The sequence below is a fragment of the Streptomyces mauvecolor genome (assembly GCF_039532965.1).
Classification (GTDB): domain Bacteria; phylum Actinomycetota; class Actinomycetes; order Streptomycetales; family Streptomycetaceae; genus Streptomyces; species Streptomyces violascens.
Map to the genome: position 1 here is coordinate 102,348 of NZ_BAAASQ010000013.1, position 21,558 is coordinate 123,905.

General features: G+C 70.8%; 23 protein-coding genes. 7 read left to right on the forward strand and 16 right to left on the reverse strand.

The features are described 5' to 3' along the window. Positions 1-42: 42 nt before the first annotated feature. From ABD346_RS19580 to galU, 5 genes are read right to left on the reverse strand one after another with little or no spacing between them, the layout of a single operon-like run. Positions 43-687: a GNAT family N-acetyltransferase gene (locus ABD346_RS19580; RefSeq protein WP_189961882.1), complete on the reverse strand. Its 645-nt coding sequence runs from the start codon at positions 685-687 to the stop codon at positions 43-45. After that, complete coding sequence (locus tag ABD346_RS19585; protein ID WP_344376408.1) at positions 684-1,274, reverse strand: MogA/MoaB family molybdenum cofactor biosynthesis protein; 591 nt, start codon at positions 1,272-1,274, stop codon at positions 684-686. Before ABD346_RS19585 ends, ABD346_RS19580 begins: the two co-directional genes overlap by 4 nt. Continuing rightward, positions 1,271-1,768, reverse strand: coding sequence for a cyclic pyranopterin monophosphate synthase MoaC (moaC, locus tag ABD346_RS19590; RefSeq protein WP_344376410.1), 498 nt, complete (start codon positions 1,766-1,768; stop codon positions 1,271-1,273). The genes ABD346_RS19585 and moaC overlap by 4 nt, the downstream gene beginning before the upstream one ends. Before the next feature lie 59 nt (positions 1,769-1,827). After that, positions 1,828-3,129 carry a molybdotransferase-like divisome protein Glp gene (gene glp / locus ABD346_RS19595; RefSeq protein WP_344376412.1) on the reverse strand — a complete coding sequence of 434 codons (1,302 nt, stop codon included), beginning with the start codon at positions 3,127-3,129 and terminating at the stop codon, positions 1,828-1,830. A gap of 6 nt (positions 3,130-3,135) precedes the next feature. Next, entirely contained in the window at positions 3,136-4,038 is a 903-nt protein-coding gene (gene galU, locus ABD346_RS19600; protein ID WP_344376414.1) for a UTP--glucose-1-phosphate uridylyltransferase GalU, read from the reverse strand. A 123-nt stretch (positions 4,039-4,161) separates the two neighbouring features. On the opposite strand from galU, the gene ABD346_RS19605 reads away from it, so the two are divergent. Beyond that, entirely contained in the window at positions 4,162-4,725 is a 564-nt protein-coding gene (locus ABD346_RS19605; protein WP_381227426.1) for a 5-formyltetrahydrofolate cyclo-ligase, read from the forward strand. 23 nt (positions 4,726-4,748) lie between these two features. On the opposite strand, the gene ABD346_RS19610 is transcribed toward ABD346_RS19605, so the two are convergent. Then, the gene (locus ABD346_RS19610; RefSeq protein WP_344376417.1) at positions 4,749-7,499 is read right to left on the reverse strand and encodes a penicillin acylase family protein; all 2,751 of its coding nucleotides are present in this window, start codon (positions 7,497-7,499) and stop codon (positions 4,749-4,751) included. 253 nt (positions 7,500-7,752) lie between these two features. On the opposite strand from ABD346_RS19610, the gene ABD346_RS19615 reads away from it, so the two are divergent. From ABD346_RS19615 to mscL, 6 genes are all read left to right on the forward strand, one after another. Further along, complete coding sequence (locus ABD346_RS19615) at positions 7,753-9,330, forward strand: potassium/proton antiporter (protein ID WP_344376418.1); 1,578 nt, start codon at positions 7,753-7,755, stop codon at positions 9,328-9,330. Between the two features lie 293 nt (positions 9,331-9,623). Continuing rightward, positions 9,624-10,895: an MFS transporter gene (locus tag ABD346_RS19620; protein WP_344376420.1), complete on the forward strand. Its 1,272-nt coding sequence runs from the start codon at positions 9,624-9,626 to the stop codon at positions 10,893-10,895. Between the two features lie 68 nt (positions 10,896-10,963). After that, entirely contained in the window at positions 10,964-11,290 is a 327-nt protein-coding gene (locus ABD346_RS19625) for an FmdB family zinc ribbon protein (protein WP_344376421.1), read from the forward strand. Positions 11,291-11,365: 75 nt separating this feature from the next. Beyond that, entirely contained in the window at positions 11,366-12,199 is an 834-nt protein-coding gene (locus ABD346_RS19630; protein WP_344376423.1) for an S-methyl-5'-thioadenosine phosphorylase, read from the forward strand. A gap of 240 nt (positions 12,200-12,439) precedes the next feature. Then, entirely contained in the window at positions 12,440-13,003 is a 564-nt protein-coding gene (locus ABD346_RS19635) for an RcpC/CpaB family pilus assembly protein (RefSeq protein WP_344376424.1), read from the forward strand. 123 nt (positions 13,004-13,126) lie between these two features. Beyond that, a complete protein-coding gene (gene mscL, locus ABD346_RS19640; RefSeq protein WP_344376426.1) occupies positions 13,127-13,576 on the forward strand; it encodes a large conductance mechanosensitive channel protein MscL in 450 nt (149 codons plus the stop codon). 16 nt (positions 13,577-13,592) lie between these two features. On the opposite strand, the gene ABD346_RS19645 is transcribed toward mscL, so the two are convergent. The 10 genes from ABD346_RS19645 to pflA all read right to left on the reverse strand — a co-directional run bounded on the left by ABD346_RS19645 (position 13,593) and on the right by pflA (position 21,523). After that, complete coding sequence (locus tag ABD346_RS19645; protein WP_344376427.1) at positions 13,593-13,796, reverse strand: hypothetical protein; 204 nt, start codon at positions 13,794-13,796, stop codon at positions 13,593-13,595. A 207-nt stretch (positions 13,797-14,003) separates the two neighbouring features. Beyond that, positions 14,004-14,429 carry a hypothetical protein gene (locus ABD346_RS19650; RefSeq protein WP_344376429.1) on the reverse strand — a complete coding sequence of 142 codons (426 nt, stop codon included), beginning with the start codon at positions 14,427-14,429 and terminating at the stop codon, positions 14,004-14,006. Beyond that, on the reverse strand, positions 14,426-15,079 hold the full coding sequence (locus ABD346_RS19655) for a QcrA and Rieske domain-containing protein (protein ID WP_344376430.1): 654 nt from the start codon (positions 15,077-15,079) through the stop codon (positions 14,426-14,428). The genes ABD346_RS19650 and ABD346_RS19655 overlap by 4 nt, the downstream gene beginning before the upstream one ends. Next, complete coding sequence (locus tag ABD346_RS19660) at positions 15,076-15,678, reverse strand: 4Fe-4S dicluster domain-containing protein (RefSeq protein ID WP_344376432.1); 603 nt, start codon at positions 15,676-15,678, stop codon at positions 15,076-15,078. Before ABD346_RS19660 ends, ABD346_RS19655 begins: the two co-directional genes overlap by 4 nt. 8 nt (positions 15,679-15,686) lie before the next feature. After that, a complete protein-coding gene (locus ABD346_RS19665; RefSeq protein ID WP_344376434.1) occupies positions 15,687-17,987 on the reverse strand; it encodes a molybdopterin oxidoreductase family protein in 2,301 nt (766 codons plus the stop codon). Continuing rightward, positions 17,984-19,105, reverse strand: a complete 1,122-nt coding sequence (locus tag ABD346_RS19670) for an MFS transporter (RefSeq protein WP_425583003.1) — start codon at positions 19,103-19,105, stop codon at positions 17,984-17,986. The genes ABD346_RS19665 and ABD346_RS19670 overlap by 4 nt, the downstream gene beginning before the upstream one ends. Before the next feature lie 102 nt (positions 19,106-19,207). Continuing rightward, positions 19,208-20,014: an alpha/beta fold hydrolase gene (locus ABD346_RS19675; protein ID WP_344376435.1), complete on the reverse strand. Its 807-nt coding sequence runs from the start codon at positions 20,012-20,014 to the stop codon at positions 19,208-19,210. A gap of 83 nt (positions 20,015-20,097) precedes the next feature. Continuing rightward, positions 20,098-20,364: an ester cyclase gene (locus ABD346_RS19680; RefSeq protein WP_344376437.1), complete on the reverse strand. Its 267-nt coding sequence runs from the start codon at positions 20,362-20,364 to the stop codon at positions 20,098-20,100. A 14-nt stretch (positions 20,365-20,378) separates the two neighbouring features. Continuing rightward, entirely contained in the window at positions 20,379-20,534 is a 156-nt protein-coding gene (locus tag ABD346_RS19685) for a nuclear transport factor 2 family protein (RefSeq protein ID WP_344376438.1), read from the reverse strand. A 158-nt stretch (positions 20,535-20,692) separates the two neighbouring features. Then, entirely contained in the window at positions 20,693-21,523 is an 831-nt protein-coding gene (pflA, locus tag ABD346_RS19690) for a pyruvate formate-lyase-activating protein (RefSeq protein WP_344376451.1), read from the reverse strand. Positions 21,524-21,558 lie beyond the last annotated feature (35 nt).

The following is a 21,558-nucleotide window of genomic DNA, read 5'->3' on the forward strand; positions in this document are numbered from 1 at the left end:
GGGAGAGCGGGATCGGATCGCGATCAAATTCGAACGTTTATTTCATTTCCCGGTGTTTCCCGTGTTCCCGTGATGGGACTGGCGAGCCCGCCGCCACCGGGCGAGGAGCCCGTCGGGGACCTCCTCCGCGGTGAGCGCGTACACCAGGTGATCGCGCCATGCGCCGTCGATGTGGAGATAGCGCGGGCGCAGCCCTTCCTCGCGGAAACCGAGCTTTTCCACCACCCGGCGGCTCGGCGCGTTCTCGGGCCGAATGCACACCTCCATGCGGTGCAGCCCGACCGTGCGGAAGCAGTGGTCGGTGGCGAGGGCGACGGCCGTCGGCATCACGCCCCGGCCCGCCACCTCGCGGTCCACCCAGTACCCGACGTGCCCCGAGCACATCGAGCCCCAGGTGATCCCGGCGACCGTCAGCTGGCCCACCAGGCGGCCCTGGTACTCGATGACGAACGGCAGCATGCGGCCCGCGTTGGCCTCGGCGCGCAGATGGCGGACCATCTGGCGGTACGTGGGGCGCTGGGCGAAGGGCGCGCCGGCCGCGGGCGGCGGGATCGTCGCCTCCCAGGGCCGCAGCCAGTCGCGGTTGCGCCGGTTGACCTCGCGCCAGGCCCGTTGGTCGCGCAGCTTTATGGGGCGGAGGACCACATCGCCCTCCGCGAGCTCGACCGGCCAGGAAGGAACGTTCAGTTCGGGCTCCCCGCGGGTCTCGGGTGGTCGCCGCCGCGGATCTGGTCCACGGCGTGCCGCAGGATCCGCTCCAGGACGGCGAGCCCGTCCCGAACGCCGCCGGTCGAGCCCGGCAGGTTGACGATCAGGGTGCGGCCCCCGGCCACTCCGGCCAGGCCCCGCGAGAGGGCGGCGGTGGGAACCTTGGCCAGGCCCTCGGCACGGATGGCCTCGGGGATGCCGGGCACGTCGTAGTCGATGACCTTGCGGGTGGCGTCGGGGGTGCGGTCGGTGGGCGAGACGCCGGTGCCGCCGGTCGTGACGATCACGTCGTACCCGGCCGCCGCGCCCGCGCGCAGCGCCTGCTCGACCGGGTCGCCGTCGGGCACGACCAGCGGGCCGTCCACCGCGAAGCCGATCGCGGCCAGGCCCTCGGCGAGCAGCGGGCCGCCCGTGTCCGCGTACACGCCGGCGGCCGCCCGGTTGGAGGCGGTGACGACGAGCGCCGCGTACGGAGCCGAAAGCGCCTCGCCGAGCCCCTGGCCGCCCTCGGGGAAGGGCACCGCGGCCTGCGGGCCGGGCCTCGCGGCGGGCTGAGGGGGCGTCATGCTCCGGCCGCCTCAGGCCGGTGCCAGTCGCCGGACTTGCCGCCGGTCTTCTCCTCGACCCGGATATCGGTGATCACTGCGGCCTTGTCGACCGCCTTGACCATGTCGACGACGGTGAGGGCGGCCACCGACACGGCGGTCAGCGCCTCCATCTCGACGCCGGTGCGGTCGGTGGTCTTCACCGTCGCGAGGATCTCCACCGCGTCGTCGGCCACCGACAGGTCGAGCTTCACGCCCGAGACCGCGAGGGGGTGGCACAGCGGGATGAGGTCGGGGGTGCGCTTGGCGCCCATGATCCCGGCGATGCGGGCGGTGGCCAGGGCGTCGCCCTTGGGAACGCCCTCGCCGCGCAGGAGCTCCACGACACGCGGCGAGACGAGCACGCGGCCGCTCGCGCGGGCGGTGCGTGCGGTGACGTCCTTCTCGGAGACGTCGACCATGCGGGCCGCACCCGCCTCGTCGATGTGCGTGAGCCTGCCTTGCGTCGTACTCATTCGGTGGCGCTCCCGGTACGGCTTCTGTGGGCAGACACCGTACCCCCACCGACTGACACTCAGCCGAGCAGGACCACTTCCACCTCGCTGCCGGGCTCCGCCGACGTGGTGTCCTCGGGCAGCACGATCAGGCAGTCGGCCTGCGCGAGCGCCGCGATCAGATGCGATCCGGAGCCGCCGACCGGGCGGACGGTGCCCGCCTGGGCGTCGTAGGTGCCGCGCAGGAACTGGCGCCGGTCCGCGGGCGAGGACAGCGCCTTGTCGGTCTTCAGGACGGCGCGCGCGGTGGGCCGGTGGACGTCGTCGAGGCCCATCAGGGTGCGGATCGCGGGGCGTACGAACAGCTCGAAGGACACGTAGGAGGACACCGGGTTGCCGGGCAGGGCGAGCAGCGGGGTGTGGTCGGGGCCGATGGAGCCGAAGCCCTGGGGCTTGCCGGGCTGCATCCTCAGCTTGCGGAAGTCGATGCCGCTGCCCGGCTCGTCCTCGTCTCCCACGGAGGACAGCGCCTCCTTGACGACGTCGTACGCGCCGACGCTGACCCCGCCGGTGGTGACCAGGAGGTCGGCGCGGATCAGCTGGTCCTCGATGGTGTCGCGCAGCACGGCCGCGTCGTCGGTGACCGCGCCGACCCGGTAGGAGATGGCGCCCGCGTCCCGGGCGGCGGCCGCGAGGGCGAAGCTGTTGGAGTCGTAGATCTGGCCCCGACCCAACTCCTCGCCGGGCTGCACCAGTTCGCTTCCGGTGGAGAGCACGACCACGCGCGGGCGCGGCCGTACGGTGACCGTGCCGCGGCCGATGGCGGCGAGCAGGCCGATCTGGGGCGGGCCGAGCACGGTGCCCGCGGTCAGGGCGAGGTCGCCCACCTGGACGTCGCTGCCGCGCGCGCGGACGTGGGCGCGGGCCTCGGCCGGGCGGTGCACCCGCACCTCGCCGCTCGCCCCTTCGGGGGCGTCCCCCGCCGGGCGCATGGTGGTGGCGGCTCCCTGGCCGGCCCCGCCGTCGGTCCACTCGACGGGGACGACGGCCTCGGCGCCGGGCGGCAGCGGGGCGCCGGTCATGATCCGGGCGGCCTGGCCGGGGCCCACGGTGGGCAGTTCACCGCTGCCCGCCGCGACGTCGCCGATGACGGTGAGCACCGCGGGGAACTCCTCGCTGGCGCCCGCGACATCGGCGACCCGCACCGCGTAGCCGTCCATCGAGCTGTTGTCGAAGGGCGGCAGGGCGACGGACACCGTGACGTCCTCGACCAGGACGCAGCCCTGGGCGTCGGGCAGTTGCAGCTCGATCGGTTCGAGCGGCCTGACCGCGGCGAGGATGTCGTCCAGGTGCTCGTCCACCGACCAGATCGTGTTGCTCACGGGTGCCTACATCTCCTCGGTCACGTACCGGCGAAGCCAGGCCTTGAAGTCCGGGCCCAGGTCTTCACGTTCGCACGCCAGTCTGACAATGGCTCGGAGATAGTCTCCGCGATCGCCGGTGTCATAGCGACGGCCCTTGAAGACGACGCCGTGCACGGGTCCGCCGATCGACTCGTCGGCGGCCATCTGCTGGAGGGCGTCGGTGAGCTGGATCTCGCCGCCGCGGCCCGGCTCGGTGGTGCGCAGCACGCCGAAGACGGCCGGGTCCAGGACGTAGCGGCCGATCACGGCGAGGTTGGAGGGCGCCTCGCCCGCCTCGGGCTTCTCGACCAGCCCGGTGACCCGTACGACGTCACTCTCCGCGGTGGTTTCGACGGCCGCACAGCCGTAGAGGTGGATCTGTTCGGGATCGACCTCCATGAGCGCGATCACGCTGCCGCCCTCGTGCTCCTGGATCTCCACCATCCGCGAGAGCAGCTGGTCGCGGGCGTCGATCAGGTCGTCGCCGAGGAGCACCGCGAAGGGCTGGCTGCCCACGTGCGGGGCCGCGCACAGCACCGCGTGGCCCAGACCGCGCGGGTCCCCCTGGCGTACGTAGTGCATGGTCGCCAGGTCGCTGGACTCCTGCACCTTGGCGAGCCGGTCCGCGTCGCCCTTGCGGGTCAGCGCCGACTCCAGCTCGTAGTTCCGGTCGAAGTGGTCCTCCAGAGGACGCTTGTTGCGGCCGGTCACCATCAGGACGTCGGAGAGGCCCGCCGCCACCGCCTCCTCCACCACATACTGAATGGCCGGCTTGTCCACCACCGGCAGCATTTCCTTCGGGGTGGCCTTGGTGGCCGGAAGGAACCGGGTACCGAGCCCGGCAGCGGGGATGACAGCCTTGGTGATCCGTGGGGGCGACTGAGTCATGCGGGGCACCCTATCCGCTGCGTATGTGCGGAAGATGATCCGTCGGTGAATTCGCTCTCTTACCCGCGCATTTGAGGGGATTGCAGAAACACGGTGAGTGATCACACGTCCGAAAAGGCCCTCTTGCGGCGCAGCCTTCTCGACGCCAGGAAGCAGCTGAGCGACGACGAACTGCTCACCGCCTCCCTGGCGCTCGCCGACCGGGCCCTGGCCCTGCCCGAACTCTCGGCGGCCGCAACGGTGGCCGCGTACATCTCGGTGGGCCGCGAACCGGGCACCCGCGCCCTGGTCCACGCGCTGTACGCACGCGGTGTACGGGTGCTGCTTCCGGTGCTGCTCGCGGACAACGACCTGGACTGGGCACCCTACGCCGGGCCCGAGCACCTCGTGCCGGCCGGGCGCGGGCTGCTCGAACCGGACGGGGCACGGCTCGGCCCGGACGCGGTGACGGCCGCGGATGCCGTGCTGCTGCCCGGCCTCGCCGTGGACACGCGCGGGATGCGGCTCGGCCGGGGCGGCGGCTCCTACGACCGGGTCCTGGCCCGTATCGAGGCGTCCGGCCACGCGCCCGCCCTGGTGGTGCTCCTCTACGCGGACGAGGTGGTCGCGCGGGTCCCGGAGGAACCGCACGACCACCCCGTGCAGGCTGTCGTCACCCCCGACGGGGTGACGCGCTTCACCGCCTGAAGGCCCGTGTCACAAGGCCCGTACTACGGCGTGAGCTTCAGCGTGTCCACGGTTGACCCGTCGACCGCCTTGCCGCTGAACGACCAGTCCAGGAGCTCGCCCTTGGCCCACTTCCCGGTCTGGTCCGAGTAGTGCGCGCTGTAGGCGTGGCCCGAGGCGCCGGTGAGGTTGATCCACTTGGACTTGTCGAAGTCCTTGAGGTTGACGACCATCCGCATCGAGGGCACCCAGGTGACGCCGTAGTCGCCGCTCGCCGCGTTCCAGCCGGTGGCGTTGACCGCGGCCTCACCGCCGCCCAGGTTCCACGGGCCGCGGTTGAGGACCCACTGAAGGAAGCCGGGGCCCTCCTTGCCGAGGGTCTGGTTCTTCAGGACCATCTGGTGGAGCCGGCCCCAGCTCCAGGTCGTGGTGTCCTTGCCGAGCTTGGCGGTCAGCTCCCAGCGGGCGTCCTTCATGGCCCGGGCGAGGAGCTGGTCGCGGGTCGTGGTGGCCTTGTCCAGACGCGTCGCGGGCGACTGCCACCAGGCGTTGTTCTGGTCGTTGAAGATCTTCCGGACGACCTCGGACCAGCGGTCCCCGCCGTCGGGCTGCGTCGAGTCGCCCTCGCGCTCACCGCACTCCTGGACCTTCTGGTTGGGGTCGTCGACCGGACCGGTGCCGGCCGGCGGAGTCACGTACAGGCACTCGCCCTTGGGGCGCAGCTCCTTGGGCAGCTTGTTGCCGAACGCCAGCTTCAGGACGTTGCGCCACACCGAGTTGAAGTAGGCGGCGGCCGCCGAGTCGTTCTCCTGGGTGTAGTCCCAGCCCTCGAGGAGCTTCTGCGCCTCGCGGACGGACGGGTCGGACACGTTGATCTTCAGCAGGGCGGGCGTCAGCAGCGCGGCGATCTCGCTGCTGTTGTCCATCTGCATCTTCTGCATGTCCTCGGTGGAGATCTTCCCGCCGCCCTTGATCTTCGACTCGATGAGGTCGTTGATCCGCTGGCTGCGGGTGCCGTATCCCCAGTCCTTGGTGAGCAGGTACGGGTACTTCTTCTCGTCGATCACGGCCTGGTTGGCGGTGACGATGAAGCCGCGCTTGGGGTCGTACTCGTAGGGCAGCGCGTCGAAGGGGATGTAGCCCTTCCACGCGGTCTTCGACTCCCAGCCCGCGGCGGGCATGGTGCCGTCGACGCCGGCCGCGCGCACCGGGATCTTCCCCGGTGCCTGGTAGCCGATGTGGCCCTTGGTGTCGGCGTAGATCAGGTTCTGCGAGGGGACCTCGAAGTCCTTGGCGGCGGCCCGGAAGGACTTGAAGTCGGTGGCGCGGTTCAGCTCGAACACCGCGTCCATGGACTTGCCGGGCTCAAGCGCCGTCCACTTCAGGGAGACCGCGTAGCCGGTGCCCCGGTCGGGGGCCGCGGAGTTGACGGGCGCCTTCTGGCCGACCTTCTCCAGCTCGTCGTCGCGGTCGGAGACCAGCGGGCCGTTGTTGGTCTCGCGGATGGTGATGGTCTTGCTGGACCCGCCGGCGACCTTGATGACCTCCTCGCGCGTGGCGAGCGGCTTCTCCTGGTTGTCGTAGAGGTAGCTGGAGCCGTTGATCTTCTCCAGGTACAGGTCCGTCACGTCGGCGCCGAGGTTGGTGAAGCCCCAGGAGATGTCCTGGTTGTGGCCGATGACCACGCCGGGCATCCCGGAGAAGGTGTAGCCCGCGACGTCGTAGTTGCACGTGCTGGAGACGGTCCGGCAGTGCAGGCCCATCTGGTACCAGAGCGAGGGCATCATCGGCGCGAGGTGCGGGTCGTTGGCGAGCAGCGGCATGCCGGTCGTCGTGTACTTGCCCGACACCACCCAGGAGTTGGAGCCGATGCCGCTGCCGTTGGGGCCGAGCAGCGCCGGGATCTTGTCCAGGGTGTCGGAGAGCGACGAGAGCTGGCTCTGCATGCCCTGGAGGGCGTCCTGGGCGGTCCCCGAGGCCCCGTCCGAGCCCGTCGCGGGGCGCTGGGGGTCGAACTTCCCGGTGGCCTTGTTGTACGAGCCCTCGTCGACGATGGGGCGGTGCGTGGCGGACGGGTACGCCGGGTACAGGTCGTTGATCTGCTTCGGGCTGAGCCTGCTGGTCATCAGGGACCGGTCGATCTCGTCCTGCATGTTGCCGCGCAGGTCCCAGGCCATCGCCTTGAGCCAGGCCACCGAGTCGACCGGCGTCCAGGCCTCGGGCTTGTAGTCGTTGGTGAAGCCGAGGGCCGCGTACTCGACGGAGATGTCCTTGCCGTCCTTGCCCTTCAGATACGCGTTCACCCCCGCCGCGTACGACTGGAGGTACTTCTTGGTGGCGGGCGAAAGCTTGGTGTCGTACTCCTGCTGCGCGACCTTGCGCCAGCCGAGCGTGCGCAGGAAGGCGTCGGTGTCGACCTGGCCGCTGCCGAACATCTCCGAGAGCCGGCCCGACGTCATGTGGCGCCGGACGTCCATCTCGTAGAAGCGGTCCTGCGCCTGGACGTATCCCTGCGCCATGAACAGGTCGGCGTCGTTGTCGGCGTAGATCTGCGGCACGCCGTAGTCGTCGCGCTTGACCTCGACCTGGCCGAGCAGGCCCGGGAGCTTGATGGTGCCGGTCGTCTGCGGGAACGAGGCGCGCACGGTACTCACCGACCAGTACGCGCCGTAGGCGACGCCCGCGACCAGCGCCAGCACCAGGACGAGGACGAACAGCCTCAGGCGGCGTCCCCTCTTCCTGCTCGTCTTGCCGGCCGTCGTACCGGCGGAAGGGGCGGTTGTGGTGGCGGGCATCGCTGTCCTTCGAGGGGCAGGGTGGTCCAGGAGTGCTGGGAGCAACCATAGGCGCAGCCGCTGACAGCCCCTGACGCGGTGTCTGAGTTCGGGCACCGGGGCGTCGCGCAGAGGAGCCCTCGCGTAAAGAAAGCGTCAAAGATTAGGTAAGGTAACGAAGTAACTTGAGTGACGGAACGTTTCACCAGGTGCGTCAGACACGTCGGGGGAGTCCCCCGGATGCGCACCGGTCACTTGGGGATGCACGATTTTCATGGGGTGCCCGGCGGCGCCTGAGGGGAAGGATCGGCCACTGACTGTCCACCAGCTCAACGAACTCCTGCTCATCTGCTCGCTCGTCCTGCTCATCGCCGTCGCGGCGGTGCGCATCTCCTCCCGCAGCGGGCTCCCCAGCCTGCTCCTGTATCTCGGCATCGGGATCGCGATCGGGCAGGACGGCATCTTCAACGTCAAGTTCAACGACGCCGAACTGACGCAGGTGATCGGCTATGCCGCACTGGTGGTGATCCTGGCCGAGGGCGGTCTGGGCACCAAGTGGAAGGAGATCAGACCGGCGTTGCCGGCGGCCGTCGTGCTGTCGCTCGTCGGCGTCGCGGTGAGCGTGGGAGTCACCGCGGCGGGCGCGCACTATCTGGTGGGCCTGGAGTGGCGGCAGGCACTGATCATCGGCGCGGTGGTGTCGTCCACGGACGCCGCGGCCGTCTTCTCGGTCCTGCGCAAGGTGCCCCTGCCTACGCGCATCACCGGCGTCCTGGAGGCCGAGTCCGGCTTCAACGACGCCCCCGTGGTGATCCTGGTCGTCGCCTTCTCCACACCCGGACCGGTCGACTCCTGGTACCTGCTGGTCGGGAAGATAGCCCTGGAGCTCGCCATCGGCGCCTCGATCGGGCTCGCGGTGGGCTGGCTCGGATCGTACGGACTGCGCCATGTGGCGCTGCCCGCCTCCGGCCTCTACCCGATCGCGGTGATGGCGATCGCCGTGACCGCCTACGCGGCCGGCGCCATGGCCCACGGCTCCGGCTTCCTCGCGGTCTACCTCGCCTCCATGGTGCTCGGCAACGCCAAGCTGCCCCACTGGCCCGCCACCCGCGGCTTCGCCGACGGGCTCGGCTGGATCGCCCAGATCGGCATGTTCGTCCTGCTCGGCCTGCTGGTCACCCCGCACAACCTGGGCGCCGACTTCTGGCCCGCCGTGATCATCGGCCTCGTCCTGACGATGGTGGCGCGGCCCCTGGAAGTGCTGCTCAGCCTGCTGCCGTTCCGGATGCCGTGGCAGGAGAAGGCCCTGATGTCGTGGGCGGGCCTGCGCGGCGCCGTACCGATCATCCTCGCCACCATCCCCATGGTTTCGGGGATCGACGGCAGCGAGAAGGTCTTCAACATCGTCTTCATCCTGGTCGTCGTCTACACCCTGATCCAGGGCCCGACGCTGCCGTGGCTGGCCCGCAAGCTCCAGCTCTCGGACGCCGACGAGGCCGCCGACCTGGGCGTCGAATCGGCCCCCCTGGAGCGCCTTCGCGGCCATCTGCTCTCCGTGGCGATCCCGCCGAAGTCGAGGATGCACGGCGTCGAGGTGCACGAGCTGAGGCTGCCGCCGGGCGCCGCCGTCACCCTGGTCGTACGCGACGGCAAGAGCTTCGTGCCGGGGCCGACCACCGTGCTGCGGCAGGGCGACGAGCTTCTGGTGGTCGCCACCGATCCGGTACGGGACGCGGCCGAGAACCGGCTGCGGGCGGTGGGCCAGGGCGGCAAGCTCGCCGGCTGGCTGGGCACCGGCGGCGCGGCGAGCGAGCCTCCCAGGAAGGCGAAGCCCGGGCGAACGGCTCATTAAGCCGCGTGGCGCCGTGTTAAGCCGCGTGTCGGCCGCATAAACACAGGCCGAAACTTGGCACTCCGTGCGGATTCGTAGGCACGGAGTGCCAAAGCTCTGTATCATGAAGGCACACCACTGATCGACCAACTCTGCCTGACGCAGAGCTGGCGCGACCGTATGGCGGTCGGGAGCCCCCGCAGTAGCCCCCGGCATCTACCGCAGTTCCGCGCAAGAGGACAGCTCTCGGCAACGCCCGCACCCACAGATCTGTGCATGGGGCGCGCTACCAGGCGGCAGAAAGGCAAGGGGCCGTGGCATCCACGGTCACTTCTGACAAGCGGCCCGGTTACGGGCAGCTTCTGCGCACACCTGGCGCACTGTCCTTCCTCCTGCCCGGCTTCGCCGCCCGGCAGCCCTTCGCGATGCTCACCATCGGCATCCTCCTGCTCGTCCAGCACACCACCGGCTCCTACGGAGGCGCGGGCGCCGTTGCCGCCTTCACGGGCGTCTCCATGGCGCTGTTCGCCCCGCAGAGCGGCAAGCTCGCGGACCGCTTCGGACAGCGCGCCGTCCTGGTGCCCGGCGTCCTGGTCCACGCGGCCTCCGTGTCCGCGCTGACCGCCCTCGCGCTGGCCGGCGCGCCCCTGTGGGCGCTGTTCGTCGCGGCCGTGCCCACCGGCGCCTCGGTCCCGCAGGTCGGCCCCATGGTCCGGGCCCGCTGGGCCAACAAGCTCGACGGCTCGCCCCTGATGGCGACCGCCGCCGCCTTCGAGTCGGTGACCGACGAGTTCACCTTCGTCATCGGCCCGGTCCTGGCGACCGCCCTGTGCACCAGCGTGCACCCGGCCGCGGGCCTCATCGCCGAGGCGTCCCTGACCCTCGTCGGCGGCCTCCTGTTCGCGGCCAGGCGCGGCACCCAGCCGCCGGTACGCAGCGCCGCCGAGCACGAAGCGGCCGAGCACACCTCCGCGCTGTCCATCCCGGGCGTACGCGTCCTGGCGATGGCCTTCCTCGGCATCGGAGCGGTCTTCGGCGGCATGCAGGTTTCGCTGACCGCATTCGCGGAAGAGATCGGCAACCCGGGCATCAACGGCGTCCTTTACGGCATTTTCGCCGCCGGAAACATGCTGGCGGGCATCGCCTGCGGCGCCATCGCCTGGAAGTCCGCGCCCCGCACCCGGCTGATCGCCGGCTACGCGGCGCTCACCCTGGCGGCCTCCGGACTGTGGGCGGCACACTCCGCGCTGCTGCTCGGCGGCCTCGGCCTGATCGTCGGCCTGTGCATCGCCCCGGCCCTGATCACCGGCTACACGCTGGTCGAGACGCTGGTCCCGGCGACTTCGCGCACCGAGGCGTTCACCTGGCTGACCGGCGCCGTCGCTCTGGGCCAGGCCGCCGCCGTCACGGTCGCCGGACGGCTGACCGACGCCCACGGTTCGACCGCCGGATTCCTGGTGCCGCTGGGGGGCACGGCGCTGGCCCTGGCCACGCTGCTCGCGCTCCGCTCCCGGCTCTCCCCGCGCCCGGCGGCACGTACCGTGGCGCGTGGCGTCGGTCACCGTGTCCCCGTCACGGTGGACTGATCCCGGGGAATACGTCACTATGGACCGTCGTTAGCACTCAATGAGTGAGAGTGCCAGGAGGAAGACAAGTGCCGACCTACCAGTATCAGTGCACCGAGTGCGGCGAGGGCCTCGAGGCGGTGCAGAAGTTCACCGATGACGCCCTGACCGTATGCCCGAACTGCGACGGACGCCTGAAGAAGGTGTTCTCGGCGGTCGGCATCGTCTTCAAGGGCTCCGGCTTCTACCGCAACGACAGCCGCGGTGCGTCGTCGAGCAGCTCGCCCGCGTCGTCGTCCGGCTCCGGCTCGTCCGCGTCGAAGACGTCGTCGAGCTCGTCCGGCTCGGACTCCAAGCCTGCCGCGTCGACGTCGAGCTCCGGCTCGTCCGCGTCGAGCTCCGGCACGGCCGCCTGACCCAGCCTCGTACAGAACCCCCGCCGTACTACGGCGGGGGTTCTGTCGTTTCCGCCCACGGTTAGTGTGACCGGCATGGTTAACGCAGAGATCGGCGTCATCGGCGGCTCGGGGTTCTACTCGTTCCTGGAGGACGTCACAGAGGTCCAGGTGGACACTCCCTACGGCTCCCCCAGCGACTCCCTCTTCCTCGGCGAGATCGCCGGCCGGAAGGTGGCCTTCCTGCCCCGCCACGGCCGCGGCCACCACCTGCCCCCGCACCGCATCAACTACCGCGCCAACCTGTGGGCACTGCGTTCGGTCGGAGTGCGCCAGGTGCTCGGGCCGTGCGCGGTGGGCGGCCTGCGCGAGGAGTACGGGCCGGGCACGCTGCTCGTACCGGACCAGCTGGTGGACCGTACGAAGGCGCGCACCCAGACCTTCTTCGACGGGCTTCCGCTGCCCGACGGCACGGTCCCGGGCGTCGTGCACACCACGTTCGCCGACCCGTACTGCCCGAGCGGCCGCAAGGCGGCCCTGGGGGCGGCCGACGGGCGCGGGTGGCAGGCCGTGGACGGCGGCACCATGGTCGTCGTCGAGGGCCCCCGCTTCTCGACCCGCGCCGAATCGAAGTGGCACGCCTCGATGGGCTGGTCGGTGGTCGGCATGACCGGGCACCCCGAGGCCTACCTCGCCCGCGAACTGGAGCTCTGCTACACCTCGTTGTCCCTGGTGACCGACCTGGACGCGGGTGCCGAGACCGGCGAGGGCGTCTCGCACGCGGAAGTCCTGCGGGTGTTCGGCGAGAACGTGGCGCGCCTGCGCGAGGTGCTCTTCGACGCGGTCGCCGCCCTTCCGGCCACCGAGGACCGCGACTGCCTGTGCCTGCATGCACATGACGGGTGGGAGCTGGGGATCGAGCTGCCGTAAGGGGGGCGCGGGCCCGGCGCCGGGCGCTTTCCGGGGCCGGGCGGGCCGGGGCCGGGGCCGGGCTTGCCCCTGAGCCGACCGCGGTCCCGAACTCCCCTTCCGCGCCTGAACTCCCCTTTCGGGTGAGCGAGTTGTCCACAGGCGGGCGGTGGTCCACAGGCCCCGGCGAGATCCCGCGGGACGGGGGATCGTGAGGAGCGTCCGAGCAGCACAGGCACCTCACGATCGGCAGTGATCACCATGTCCGCAGGCTCCGCATCAACCGCCTCGCCCACTCCCCGCCCGCTCCCCTACCTGCCTCCCGTGCCCGCTCCCGAGCCCGGCGGCGTGCCGTTCTTCCCGCCGCTGCGGGTGCGCGGCGGGAAGAACGGGCTGCGGCGCGCGATGCGCAGGCGACGGCGCGCGATGGCCGCCGGGCTCGCCGTCACGGCGGCGGCCCTCGCCGTCTCCAGCCCGCAGGCGGCGGAGCGTACGCATCCGCCCGCGGCCCCCGCGCCACGCGAGCGCGGGCCGGCGCGGCCGGCCGCACTGGTGTCGGCGCCGGTACGGATCGCGGACGCCGAGACCGTACGGCTCCTGAAGCCAGGCGACCGGGTCGATGTGATCGCGTCCCCCAACTCGCCCTCCGCGACCGGAGACCAGGCCCGTGTGGTGGCAACGGGCGTCAGGGTCACGGAAGTTCCGGGAGCACGCGGAGCTTCCTCCGACGCCGGAGCGCTCGTCGTCCTCGCCGTGCCGCGCGAAGCCGCCGGGGCGCTGGTCGGCGCGGGGACGACGTCCCGGCTGGCGGTGACGTTGTGCTGATTCGCACGGGCGAACGGTCAAGTCCCCCATTCGCATACATGGATTGGACAGCGCGGTGCTGCCCTGTCCAAGGTGGCGCAGGAGTTTGCTCCGCCCCCTGCACATGCGAAGAAAGGCTCATTGGTGAGCGAGGAGAAGACAGGCGTGCTGGCCGGCTTCAAGGCCTTCCTGATGCGCGGGAATGTGATCGACCTGGCCGTCGCCGTGGTGATCGGCGCCGCGTTCACCAACGTCGTGAACTCGGTCGTGAAGGGTGTGATCAACCCGCTGGTCGGCGCCTTCGGCACCAAGGACCTGGAGAGCTACGCCTCCTGCCTGAAGGGCCCCTGCACCGCCCACTCGGGCATCCAGATCACCTGGGGCGGAGTGCTCAGCGCCCTGCTGAGCTTCATCATCACCGCCGCCGTCGTGTACTTCCTGATGGTGCTGCCCATGGCCAAGTACCTGGCCCGGCGGGCCCGGCAGGACAAGGCGAAGGAGGGGGTGCGCGAGACGATGGAGGTCAGCGAGCTGGAGGTCCTGAAGGAGATCCGCGACGCGCTGGTCGCCCAGCGCGGCCCCAGCGAGTCGTAGCGCCGCCGCGTACGGCTCAGATGTGGTGGGGCGGCTTCTCGTCGAGGAAGCGCGCCAGGTCGGCGGCGCTGCCCGCGGACGCGGGCCGCTCGCCCCACCCGCGGTCCGTGTCGTCCGCGGACTGCTGGTCCAGCGGATCGTCGAAGACCAGCGTCGGCTTGGACTGCTCCTTGGGCGCTGATTCCCGGTCGCGCGATCCGGGGGCGGGGGCGGTGCTCATAAGTCAAGGGTACGGCCGGCGGGGACGCGGTACGGGAACCGGTCGGCGGCTCTCGGGTCGCCGGTCCTGCGGGCGGCGGTCCCAGCGGCCCTTCGGCCGGTGGCGTACGAGGCCGGGGCGTCGGTCTTCCGGTCGGCGGCGATGCGATCCGGCAGCCCCGCTCAGCGGCCTTCCGCTCGGTGCCCCCCATGGTCCGGGCGCCCCCGCTCAGCGGTCCTTCGGGTCGAGGAGCCAGAGGCCGAGGACCACCAGGAACGACAGGCAGAGGAATCCCGCGCCCCACCAGGCGGTGCCGGTGTTGCCGCGCATCCACTCGTTGACCACCACGGTCAGGCCCCACAGCTGGCCGATGACCACGGTGATCGCCAGGGTGAGGCGGGCCGTCAGCTTCGAGGAGCGCTCCGGTTCCTGCTCGCTGCCGGCGCCCGGCCCCGGCCCGGTGTGCCGGATCCGCGGGTCGCCGTAGCCGCTGGTCGCGCGGATCTGCGGGTAGCGCTCGCGGACCGGCCGGTTGAGCCGGGGCTCTACGGAGCCGGGGGTGTACACGGGCCGCGGGGGGACCGCGAGGCCCTCACCCGGGCCGGGCCCGCCATCGGGGGCCCGGCCGGAGGCGGCGTTGTCGTCGGTGCTCATGTCCGCTCGCTCCTTTCGGCCGGCTTGGCGTTCGCGGCGGGGCAGCCCATGCGGGCCGCCATGTCGGGGCGCCTGTCGGCGAACTGGCGGCACATGGCGTCCTTGACGCTCTCGCCGGAGCGCGCGGTGGCCACCGCCCAGACACTGCCGTCGGCCTCCTCGACGAGGAGCACCTTGGGCAGCGGGCGCGGCGGCGGGCCGGCGGTGACCTCGCCGGTGCGGGCGTCGAAGACCCCTTCGTGGCAAGGGCAGTACAGCTCGCCCTCCGCGCCGCGGTCCTCGCGCCACAAAACCCCGCAAGCCAGGTGCGTACACACGGCGGAGTAGCCGACGAGGGTGCCGTCGGTGAGGCGGACGGCGACCGCGCGGTCCTCCTCGCCGGGGAAACGGAAGGCGACGGACTCGCCCGGAGGGAGCACGGCCGCGACGCGCCTGGCGGCGGGCGGGTCGTCGTTGTCGCCGTGCCGGTGCAGCACTCCCCCGGCAACGGCCACGCCGCCGACTGCGAGGCCGCCCGAGACGGTGGCGACGATGCGGAGGTAGTCGCGGCGGGTGGTCAGGGAGTCGGCGGCGATGCGGTCGTGAAGGGCGGCCCGGGCGGGATCCGTGCCGGGGTCGGGGGCGGCGGGCGACTGGTCGGTGACGCTCACGAGCCCACCTTCTTCCCGTTGACCTCGACGATCGGGAGGCCGCCCGGCACCGGCCACTGGACCTTGTCGGCGGGCACGACCATCGCCACGCCGGTGGAGACGACGACGTCGCCGAACGTGAAGGAGTCGGCGACCTGGACGCCGGGGCGCTCCGCGCGGAGCTCCTCGACCGTCCCGTAGAACAGCGCACCGGTCGGGCAGACCGTGGCGCACATGGGGGCGAGTCCATAGGCGGTGCGGTCGTAGCAGAGATTGCACTTCATCTGCAGCTTCGCCCGGAGGTCGATCTTCGGTACGCCGAAGGGGCAGGCGTTCACGCAGTTCGCGCAGCCGATGCAGCGGGTGGTGTCGGCCTGCTGCACCACACCGTCCGCGGTCACCAGGATCGCGTCGGCGGGACACACCTCGGCGCACGGGGCGACCGGGTCCTCGCAGTGCATACAGACGGTCGGAAGGGAGGCGACGGAATGACCCTCGTCGGGATAATCGAGATGGATCATGGACTTGCCGCGGTGCGAATCGCACTCGCGGCAGGCCGACACACAGGCCTGGCAGCCGATGCAGCGCCCCGGGTCGATGAAGATCGTTCTGCCCATCATGGCGGGCGTCAGCTCCTCTCCGCGGTGCCACGGCCCTGCGGGGACGTGGGCGGCAGGGGGTCGGTGCGCGAGACCTGCGTCGCCGGGTACGCCTCGTGGCCCGGCGCGGTCGGCGGCGCCGGCACCTCGTCGACGCGCTCGGCGGCCTCGATCCTGCAGGCGCACACCTTGTACTCGGGGATCTTGGAACGGGGGTCCAGGGCGTCGATGGTGAGCGCGTTGGCAGCCGTCGGGACGGGCCAGTGGTACGGGATGAACACCGTGTCGGGCCGGATCGCCTCGGTCACCAGCGCCGGGAAGACCTCGCTGCCGCGCCGGGTCACCACCCGCACCGGGTCGCCGTTGCGGAAGCCGTGCGAGGGGTGGACCTCCACCCAGGGGCGCGGGGTCTGCTCGACGAGCGCGCCGAGCCGGCGGGTCTGGTTGCCGGACAGGAAGTGCGCCACGGTACGGCCCGTGGTCAGCGACATCGGATGCTCTTCGTCGTACGGGTCCATCGGCGGATGCCACTCGACTACCTGCATATGGACCTTGCCGTCCGGGTGCGAGGTCCGGCCGCCCTCGAACAGGCGGGGCGTGCCCGGATGGTCGGTGGAGGGGCAGGGCCAGGCGATACCGCCGGTCTCCTCCAGGCGCTCGTAGGTGATGCCGTAGTAGTCGTTGACCGTTCCGGCCGACGCGATGCGCAGCTCCTCGAACACCTCGCGGGAGCCCGGATAGGCGAACTTGTCGCCCACGCCCAGGCGCTGGGCGAGCTGGCACATCACCCAGGTGTCGGTGCGCACACCCCCCGGCGGCTCCTGCGCCTTGTTGTGCTTGACCACCCTGGCCTCGGCATTGGCCATCACGCCCTCGTCCTCGGCCCAGGTGGTGACGGGGAAGACGACATGCGCGTTGGCCGCGGTCTCGGAAAGGAAGAAATCGAATTGAGCGTGGAACTCCAGAGCGTCGTAACCCGCCTTCACCGTCCCGTAGTTGGGAAGCGAGACGAACGGGTTGTTGCAGATGCCGATCAGGCCGCGGATCTCCTCGCGCTGCATCTGCCAGACCATTTCCATCATCGAGGTTCCCGCGGGCGGCAGTTCGGACTCCTCGATGCCCCAGATCTCACAGATCTGCCGCCGGTGCTCCGGATCCGAGATGGAACGCCCGCCGGGCAGCAGGTCGGCCTTCTGGCCGTGCTCCCGCCCGCCCTGGCCGTTGCCCTGGCCGGTGATGGTGCCGTAACCGGCGCCGGGCTTGCCGAGGTTGCCGGTGGCCGTGCAGAGGTTGATGACGGTCAGGCAGTTCTCGACACCCTGCGAATGATGCTCGATGCCCCGTGCGTGCCAGGCCATCGCCCGCTCGGCGCCCGCGAAGGCCCGGGCGACCTGGACGATCTGGGAGGCGGGAATGCCGCAGATGTCGGCGGCCGCATCGGGCGTGACGGAGGCGACGGCCGCGCACACCTCGTCCCAGCCGGTGGTGTGCTCGGCGAGGAACTCCTTGTCGACGAGGTCCTCCTCGATGACGACGTTCAGCACGGCGTTGAAGAAGGCCGCGTCGGTGCCGGGCCGCAGCGCGACATGGATGTCGGCGGTGCGCGCGATGGCCGTCTCGCGCGGATCGACCACGATCAGGCTCGCCCCGCGGTCCCGGGCGCCCCACAGGTACTGGGTCATGACGGGGAAGCACTCCCCCACATTGGACCCGGCGATCAGCAGGCAGTCGGTGAGCAGGATGTCGGAGAACGGGTTGCCCGCCCGGTCGATGCCGAAGGCGAGCTTGTTGGCACCGGCGGCGGAGACCATGCACAGCCGGCCGTTGTAGTCGACGTGCCGCGTCCTGAGGGCGACCCGGCCGAACTTGCCGACCAGGTACGTCTTCTCGGAGAACAGGCTCGCCCCGCCGAGCAGCCCGAACGCGTCGTTGCCGTGGGCGGACTGGATGCGGCGGATCTCGGCGACCGTGAAGTCGAGCGCCTCCTCCCAGGAGACCTCGCGGAACGGCTCGTCGCGGGAGCGGCGCAGCAGCGGCGAGGTCAGCCGGTCGGGGTGGTTGACCTGCTGGTAGGCGTTGATGCCCTTGGGGCAGAGCCGCATCCGGTTGATGTCGTGGTTGCGGGGCTCGACGCCGAACACCTTGCCCGCCCGGTCGACCCGCAGATACATGCCGCACTGCACCCCGCAGAAGCAGCAGTGGGTGGGGACGAGGGTCTCGCCGTTCTGGTCCGCGTGCCACTGGTCGGCCGGGATGCCGCCCGCGTCCCGGAAGTTGCGGGTGCCGGGCGGCGCGATCGAAGGGTCGAGCGGAATGGGCCGGCTGCTCACTTGAAGCCCTTCTTGACGTGGCTGAGGTAGGCGGTGCCGCGCAGCACCCGCTTGCAGCGCGGGCAGTACTCGGCCCAGACGTCGAAGTCGAGCTTCAGGTCGCGCATGGTGCCCCGCAGGTTCTCGACGTACGGGGCGGTGTCGATGGGCTGACCGCAGCGCTTGCACGGGAAGACCTGCTCGTCCTGGCGGGCCGTGTACTTGAAGAGCTGCATGCCGACCGCGGCCGGCCGCTGCACGATGTGGAAGAACTTCCCGAACGGGATGTAGATGAGGGTGAAGACGACCGAGACCATGTGCAGGACCGCCAGGAACTGGTAGCCGCCGCCGTGCAGGAAGATCGACGAGAAGGTGAGGAGGAGCCCCGTCACGGAGATGACGATCAGCGCGATCAGCGGGACGAGGTCGTAGGCGAAGCGCTGGCCGGTGATGGCGCCGCGGTCCTTCATCCGCCGCCACAGGAAGTACGAGGCGCCGGGGATCACCAGGACGGCGGCGATGTCCAGGCCGTGGAACATCAGCCAGCCGGCGACGCTCAGCGAGTCGAACCCGAGGACCTTGAACCCCCAGATCCGCATCTCGTATCCCGGCCCCGAGCCGGACGCGGAGGTGAACGTGAACCAGCCCCAGGTCAGCGGGAACGTGATCGCGGCGGCCAGGATGCAGCCCCAGAAGATCAGCTGGTGGGCGCCCCAGCGGGCGTGCGAGCGGGCGCCGAGGAACTTCTGGAAGCCGAGATAGGTGGCGATCATCTTCGGCAGGGCGCTGGGCGCCCTGCGGAAGTTGGCCGCCGAGAACAGGCTCCGCCAGCCCTGCCTGAACAGGCGGCGAGCGCCCGGAGAGGAGATCCACACGGTGTAGCGGTAGGCGACACCGAAGGCCAGGAAGACGGTGGCGACCGCGTACGGAAGGAGCGCCGAATCGAAGTCCCGGAGCAGCCGGCTGCCGAACACGATGGCCAGGACGAGCAGAACGGAGACGGCTGTACCGGCCAGCGTCGCGCGCATCGCCACGGAACGCGGGGCGGCCGCGGGGGCGACGGCCGGCACTGGTGGCGGTGGCACGCCGGGAGAGGAGGCGGCCGGAGGTGCGACGGGAGGTGCGGGTGGCTCGGTCACTTTGTCACGGTAGGGATATTCCATGACAAAGGACCTGTTTTAGCGGTCAACAGGGTGAGTCCGCTCGGCCTTTGCCACAGGCCGGTCGCGGCGCCGGTCCGGCTACGGGTGAAGAGTCCGCCGCGCCATCTCGCGGATGGTGTCGGCCAGAGTGTCAGGAGCGTGGAGATGGGCGGTGTGTCCCTGGCCGGCGAGCGTGACGATCCGCGCGTCCGGCAGGACTGTCGCGATGTCAGCCAGACGTTCGCGCAGGTGGGCGGGGCTGAGTTCGCCGGCGACCAGGGTCGTCGGTATGCCGAGCGTTGCGAAGCGATCAACACCGACGCCGAGTGCGTCGATCGCCTCGTTGTCCGCGATCTGCGGCGCCGCATACGTGGAGAACGCCGCTCGCGCACACTGGTCGGCGAACATGGCCTCGACCATGTTCGCGGGCATGCGGACGATGTCCCGCATATGGATCCGCATCGCCTCGACCGGATCGCCCCTGTCGAGCGCGGCGCGGGCACGGGGGCCCGCCGTCCCGGCGGTCAACTCCTTGGTGGGCATGGGCGGTTCGTAAAGGACCAGTCCGGCGAATGCCGACGGATCCAGGAGTGCGGCTTCCAGTGCGGCGACGGCGCCCGAGGAATGCCCCACGAGAAGCACGGGGGGCTCCAGGAGACCGGCGACGGCGACAATGTCGGACGCCTCGATGCTCATCGAGTGAGGGAGTGCGATGTCTGCTTCGGGAACGTAGATCCGTCGCCGGATCCTGACGACACGGAAGTCGTCGACGAGGCGGGCAGCGACGCCGTCCCAGGTCGTCACGGCCCCGCCGCCCGGATGGACCACCAGCAGGTTCGGTCCGGAACCTTCGTCGAGAGCGGTGACGGGCCTGCCGTCACCGGATGACACGAGAAGCTCAGTCATGCGCACCAGCTTGTACCCGTCCGCCTGCACCGCACCGACAGACTGCCGACAACCCCGGCGGCGACAGTCGTCGACGCTCTGCGCTAGCCCGCCGCCCCGCCGGGTGTCGGCACGACATCAAGTTCCTGCAGAAGGCGAAGGAGGTCCTTTTCCGACCACTTTTCGGCCAGCCGGCCGTTCTCGATGCGATGGATCACCACCGCCGTCATCTCCATCTGGTTGCCGGTGCGCGGGATGCCCGGGAGGTCCCCCTCCTGCACTCCACGAGCCGTCAGCCGGGTCACGACCTTGTCGCCCTCCGCGATCTGGTCCTCGATCGTGTGGGTACCGGGCGTGGCCTCCCAGAACACCCTGAACGCCTCCTTCAGTCCCTCACGCCCCTCTCCGAACCCGGGAAAAAGGGCGGCGGCGAGTGGTCCTGGTAGTCCTCGGCCACGAGCTCGTCCAGGGCGTCGATGTTGCCCGCGTCGATCTCCTGGTAGAAGCGGCGTACCAGCTGCTTGTTCTCTTCGGTTGACACCGGAACCCCTCTTCGCGGTTGCGTGGCGACGCCGGAACGGCACACCTGGCCCGAAGCGTCACCACTGGGGTTCCCCGTCCGGCCGCACGACGAGCCGGGCCGCCCCGGAGGTTCACCCGGACGCAGCTACGGAAGCGGCTGCGCACGCCGCGACCGCATCACACCGCGTACAGCCCGTGCGCGGTGAAGGCCTCCCGGGCCGCCGCCACCTGGCCGGCGGTGGGTGACGGGGTGCCGTGGAGGGAGAAGTCCATGCCGAGGGCCTGCCACTTGCCCTCGCCCAGCTTGTGGAACGGGAGGACGTCGACGCGGGACACATTGCCGAGGGAGGCGGCGAACGAGGCGACGCCCTGGAGGTTGGCGGGGTCGTCGGTCAGATCCGGGACGAGGACGAAGCGGACGTGGACGTCCTTGCCCAGGTCCGCGAGACGGCGCGCGAAGTCGAGGGTTGGCTGCAGCGGGCGGCCGGTCACCTTCTTGTACGTGTCGCGGTCCCAGGACTTGATGTCGAGCAGCACCAGGTCCACGTCGCGCAGCAGCGCGTCGGTGGCCCGGGTACCGAGGAAACCGGAGGTGTCCAGGGCGGTGTGCAGGCCCAGCTCGTGCTTGTAGCGGTGCAGCAGCTCACCGGCGAAGACGGGCTGGAGCAGCGGTTCACCGCCGCTCACGGTGGCGCCGCCGCCCGCCGCGCGGATGAACGTCGTGTACTTCGCGGCCTCGGCGACCACGTCGTCCGCGGTGGTGCGCCTGCCGTTGCGCATCCGCCAGGTGTCGGGGTTGTGGCAGTACGAGCAGGTCAGCGGGCAGCCCGAGAGGAAGGTGACGAAGCGCGTGCCCGGGCCGTCGACGCCGGTCGACAGGTCCCAGGAGTGCACCGAGCCGACGATCGGCCGGCGGGTGGCCGCCCCGGCGAGCGTACTGGCGTCCTCGTCACCGCACGCACGGGCCGGCCGGCCGACGGGGAACTCGGCGCTGAGCAGAACGGCCATGGCAGAGACCTTCCTCAAACGGTGGGGGCGGGGAG

Excerpts from the sequence above, each read along its gene's own strand:
- ABD346_RS19615 (WP_344376418.1), top strand. The coding sequence starts at position 7,753 with ATGGGGTGCCCGGCGGCGCCTGAGGGGAAGGATCGGCCACTGACTGTC.
- ABD346_RS19635 (WP_344376424.1), top strand. The coding sequence starts at position 12,440 with ATGTCCGCAGGCTCCGCATCAACCGCCTCGCCCACTCCCCGCCCGCTC.
- ABD346_RS19610 (WP_344376417.1), bottom strand. The coding sequence starts at position 7,499 with ATGCCCGCCACCACAACCGCCCCTTCCGCCGGTACGACGGCCGGCAAG.
- moaC (WP_344376410.1), bottom strand. The coding sequence starts at position 1,768 with ATGAGTACGACGCAAGGCAGGCTCACGCACATCGACGAGGCGGGTGCG.
- pflA (WP_344376451.1), bottom strand. The coding sequence starts at position 21,523 with ATGGCCGTTCTGCTCAGCGCCGAGTTCCCCGTCGGCCGGCCGGCCCGT.
- ABD346_RS19585 (WP_344376408.1), bottom strand. The coding sequence starts at position 1,274 with ATGACGCCCCCTCAGCCCGCCGCGAGGCCCGGCCCGCAGGCCGCGGTG.
- ABD346_RS19645 (WP_344376427.1), bottom strand. The coding sequence starts at position 13,796 with ATGAGCACCGCCCCCGCCCCCGGATCGCGCGACCGGGAATCAGCGCCC.
- ABD346_RS19675 (WP_344376435.1), bottom strand. The coding sequence starts at position 20,014 with ATGACTGAGCTTCTCGTGTCATCCGGTGACGGCAGGCCCGTCACCGCT.
- galU (WP_344376414.1), bottom strand. The coding sequence starts at position 4,038 with ATGACTCAGTCGCCCCCACGGATCACCAAGGCTGTCATCCCCGCTGCC.
- ABD346_RS19630 (WP_344376423.1), top strand. The coding sequence starts at position 11,366 with ATGGTTAACGCAGAGATCGGCGTCATCGGCGGCTCGGGGTTCTACTCG.
- ABD346_RS19650 (WP_344376429.1), bottom strand. The coding sequence starts at position 14,429 with ATGAGCACCGACGACAACGCCGCCTCCGGCCGGGCCCCCGATGGCGGG.
- ABD346_RS19660 (WP_344376432.1), bottom strand. The coding sequence starts at position 15,678 with ATGATGGGCAGAACGATCTTCATCGACCCGGGGCGCTGCATCGGCTGC.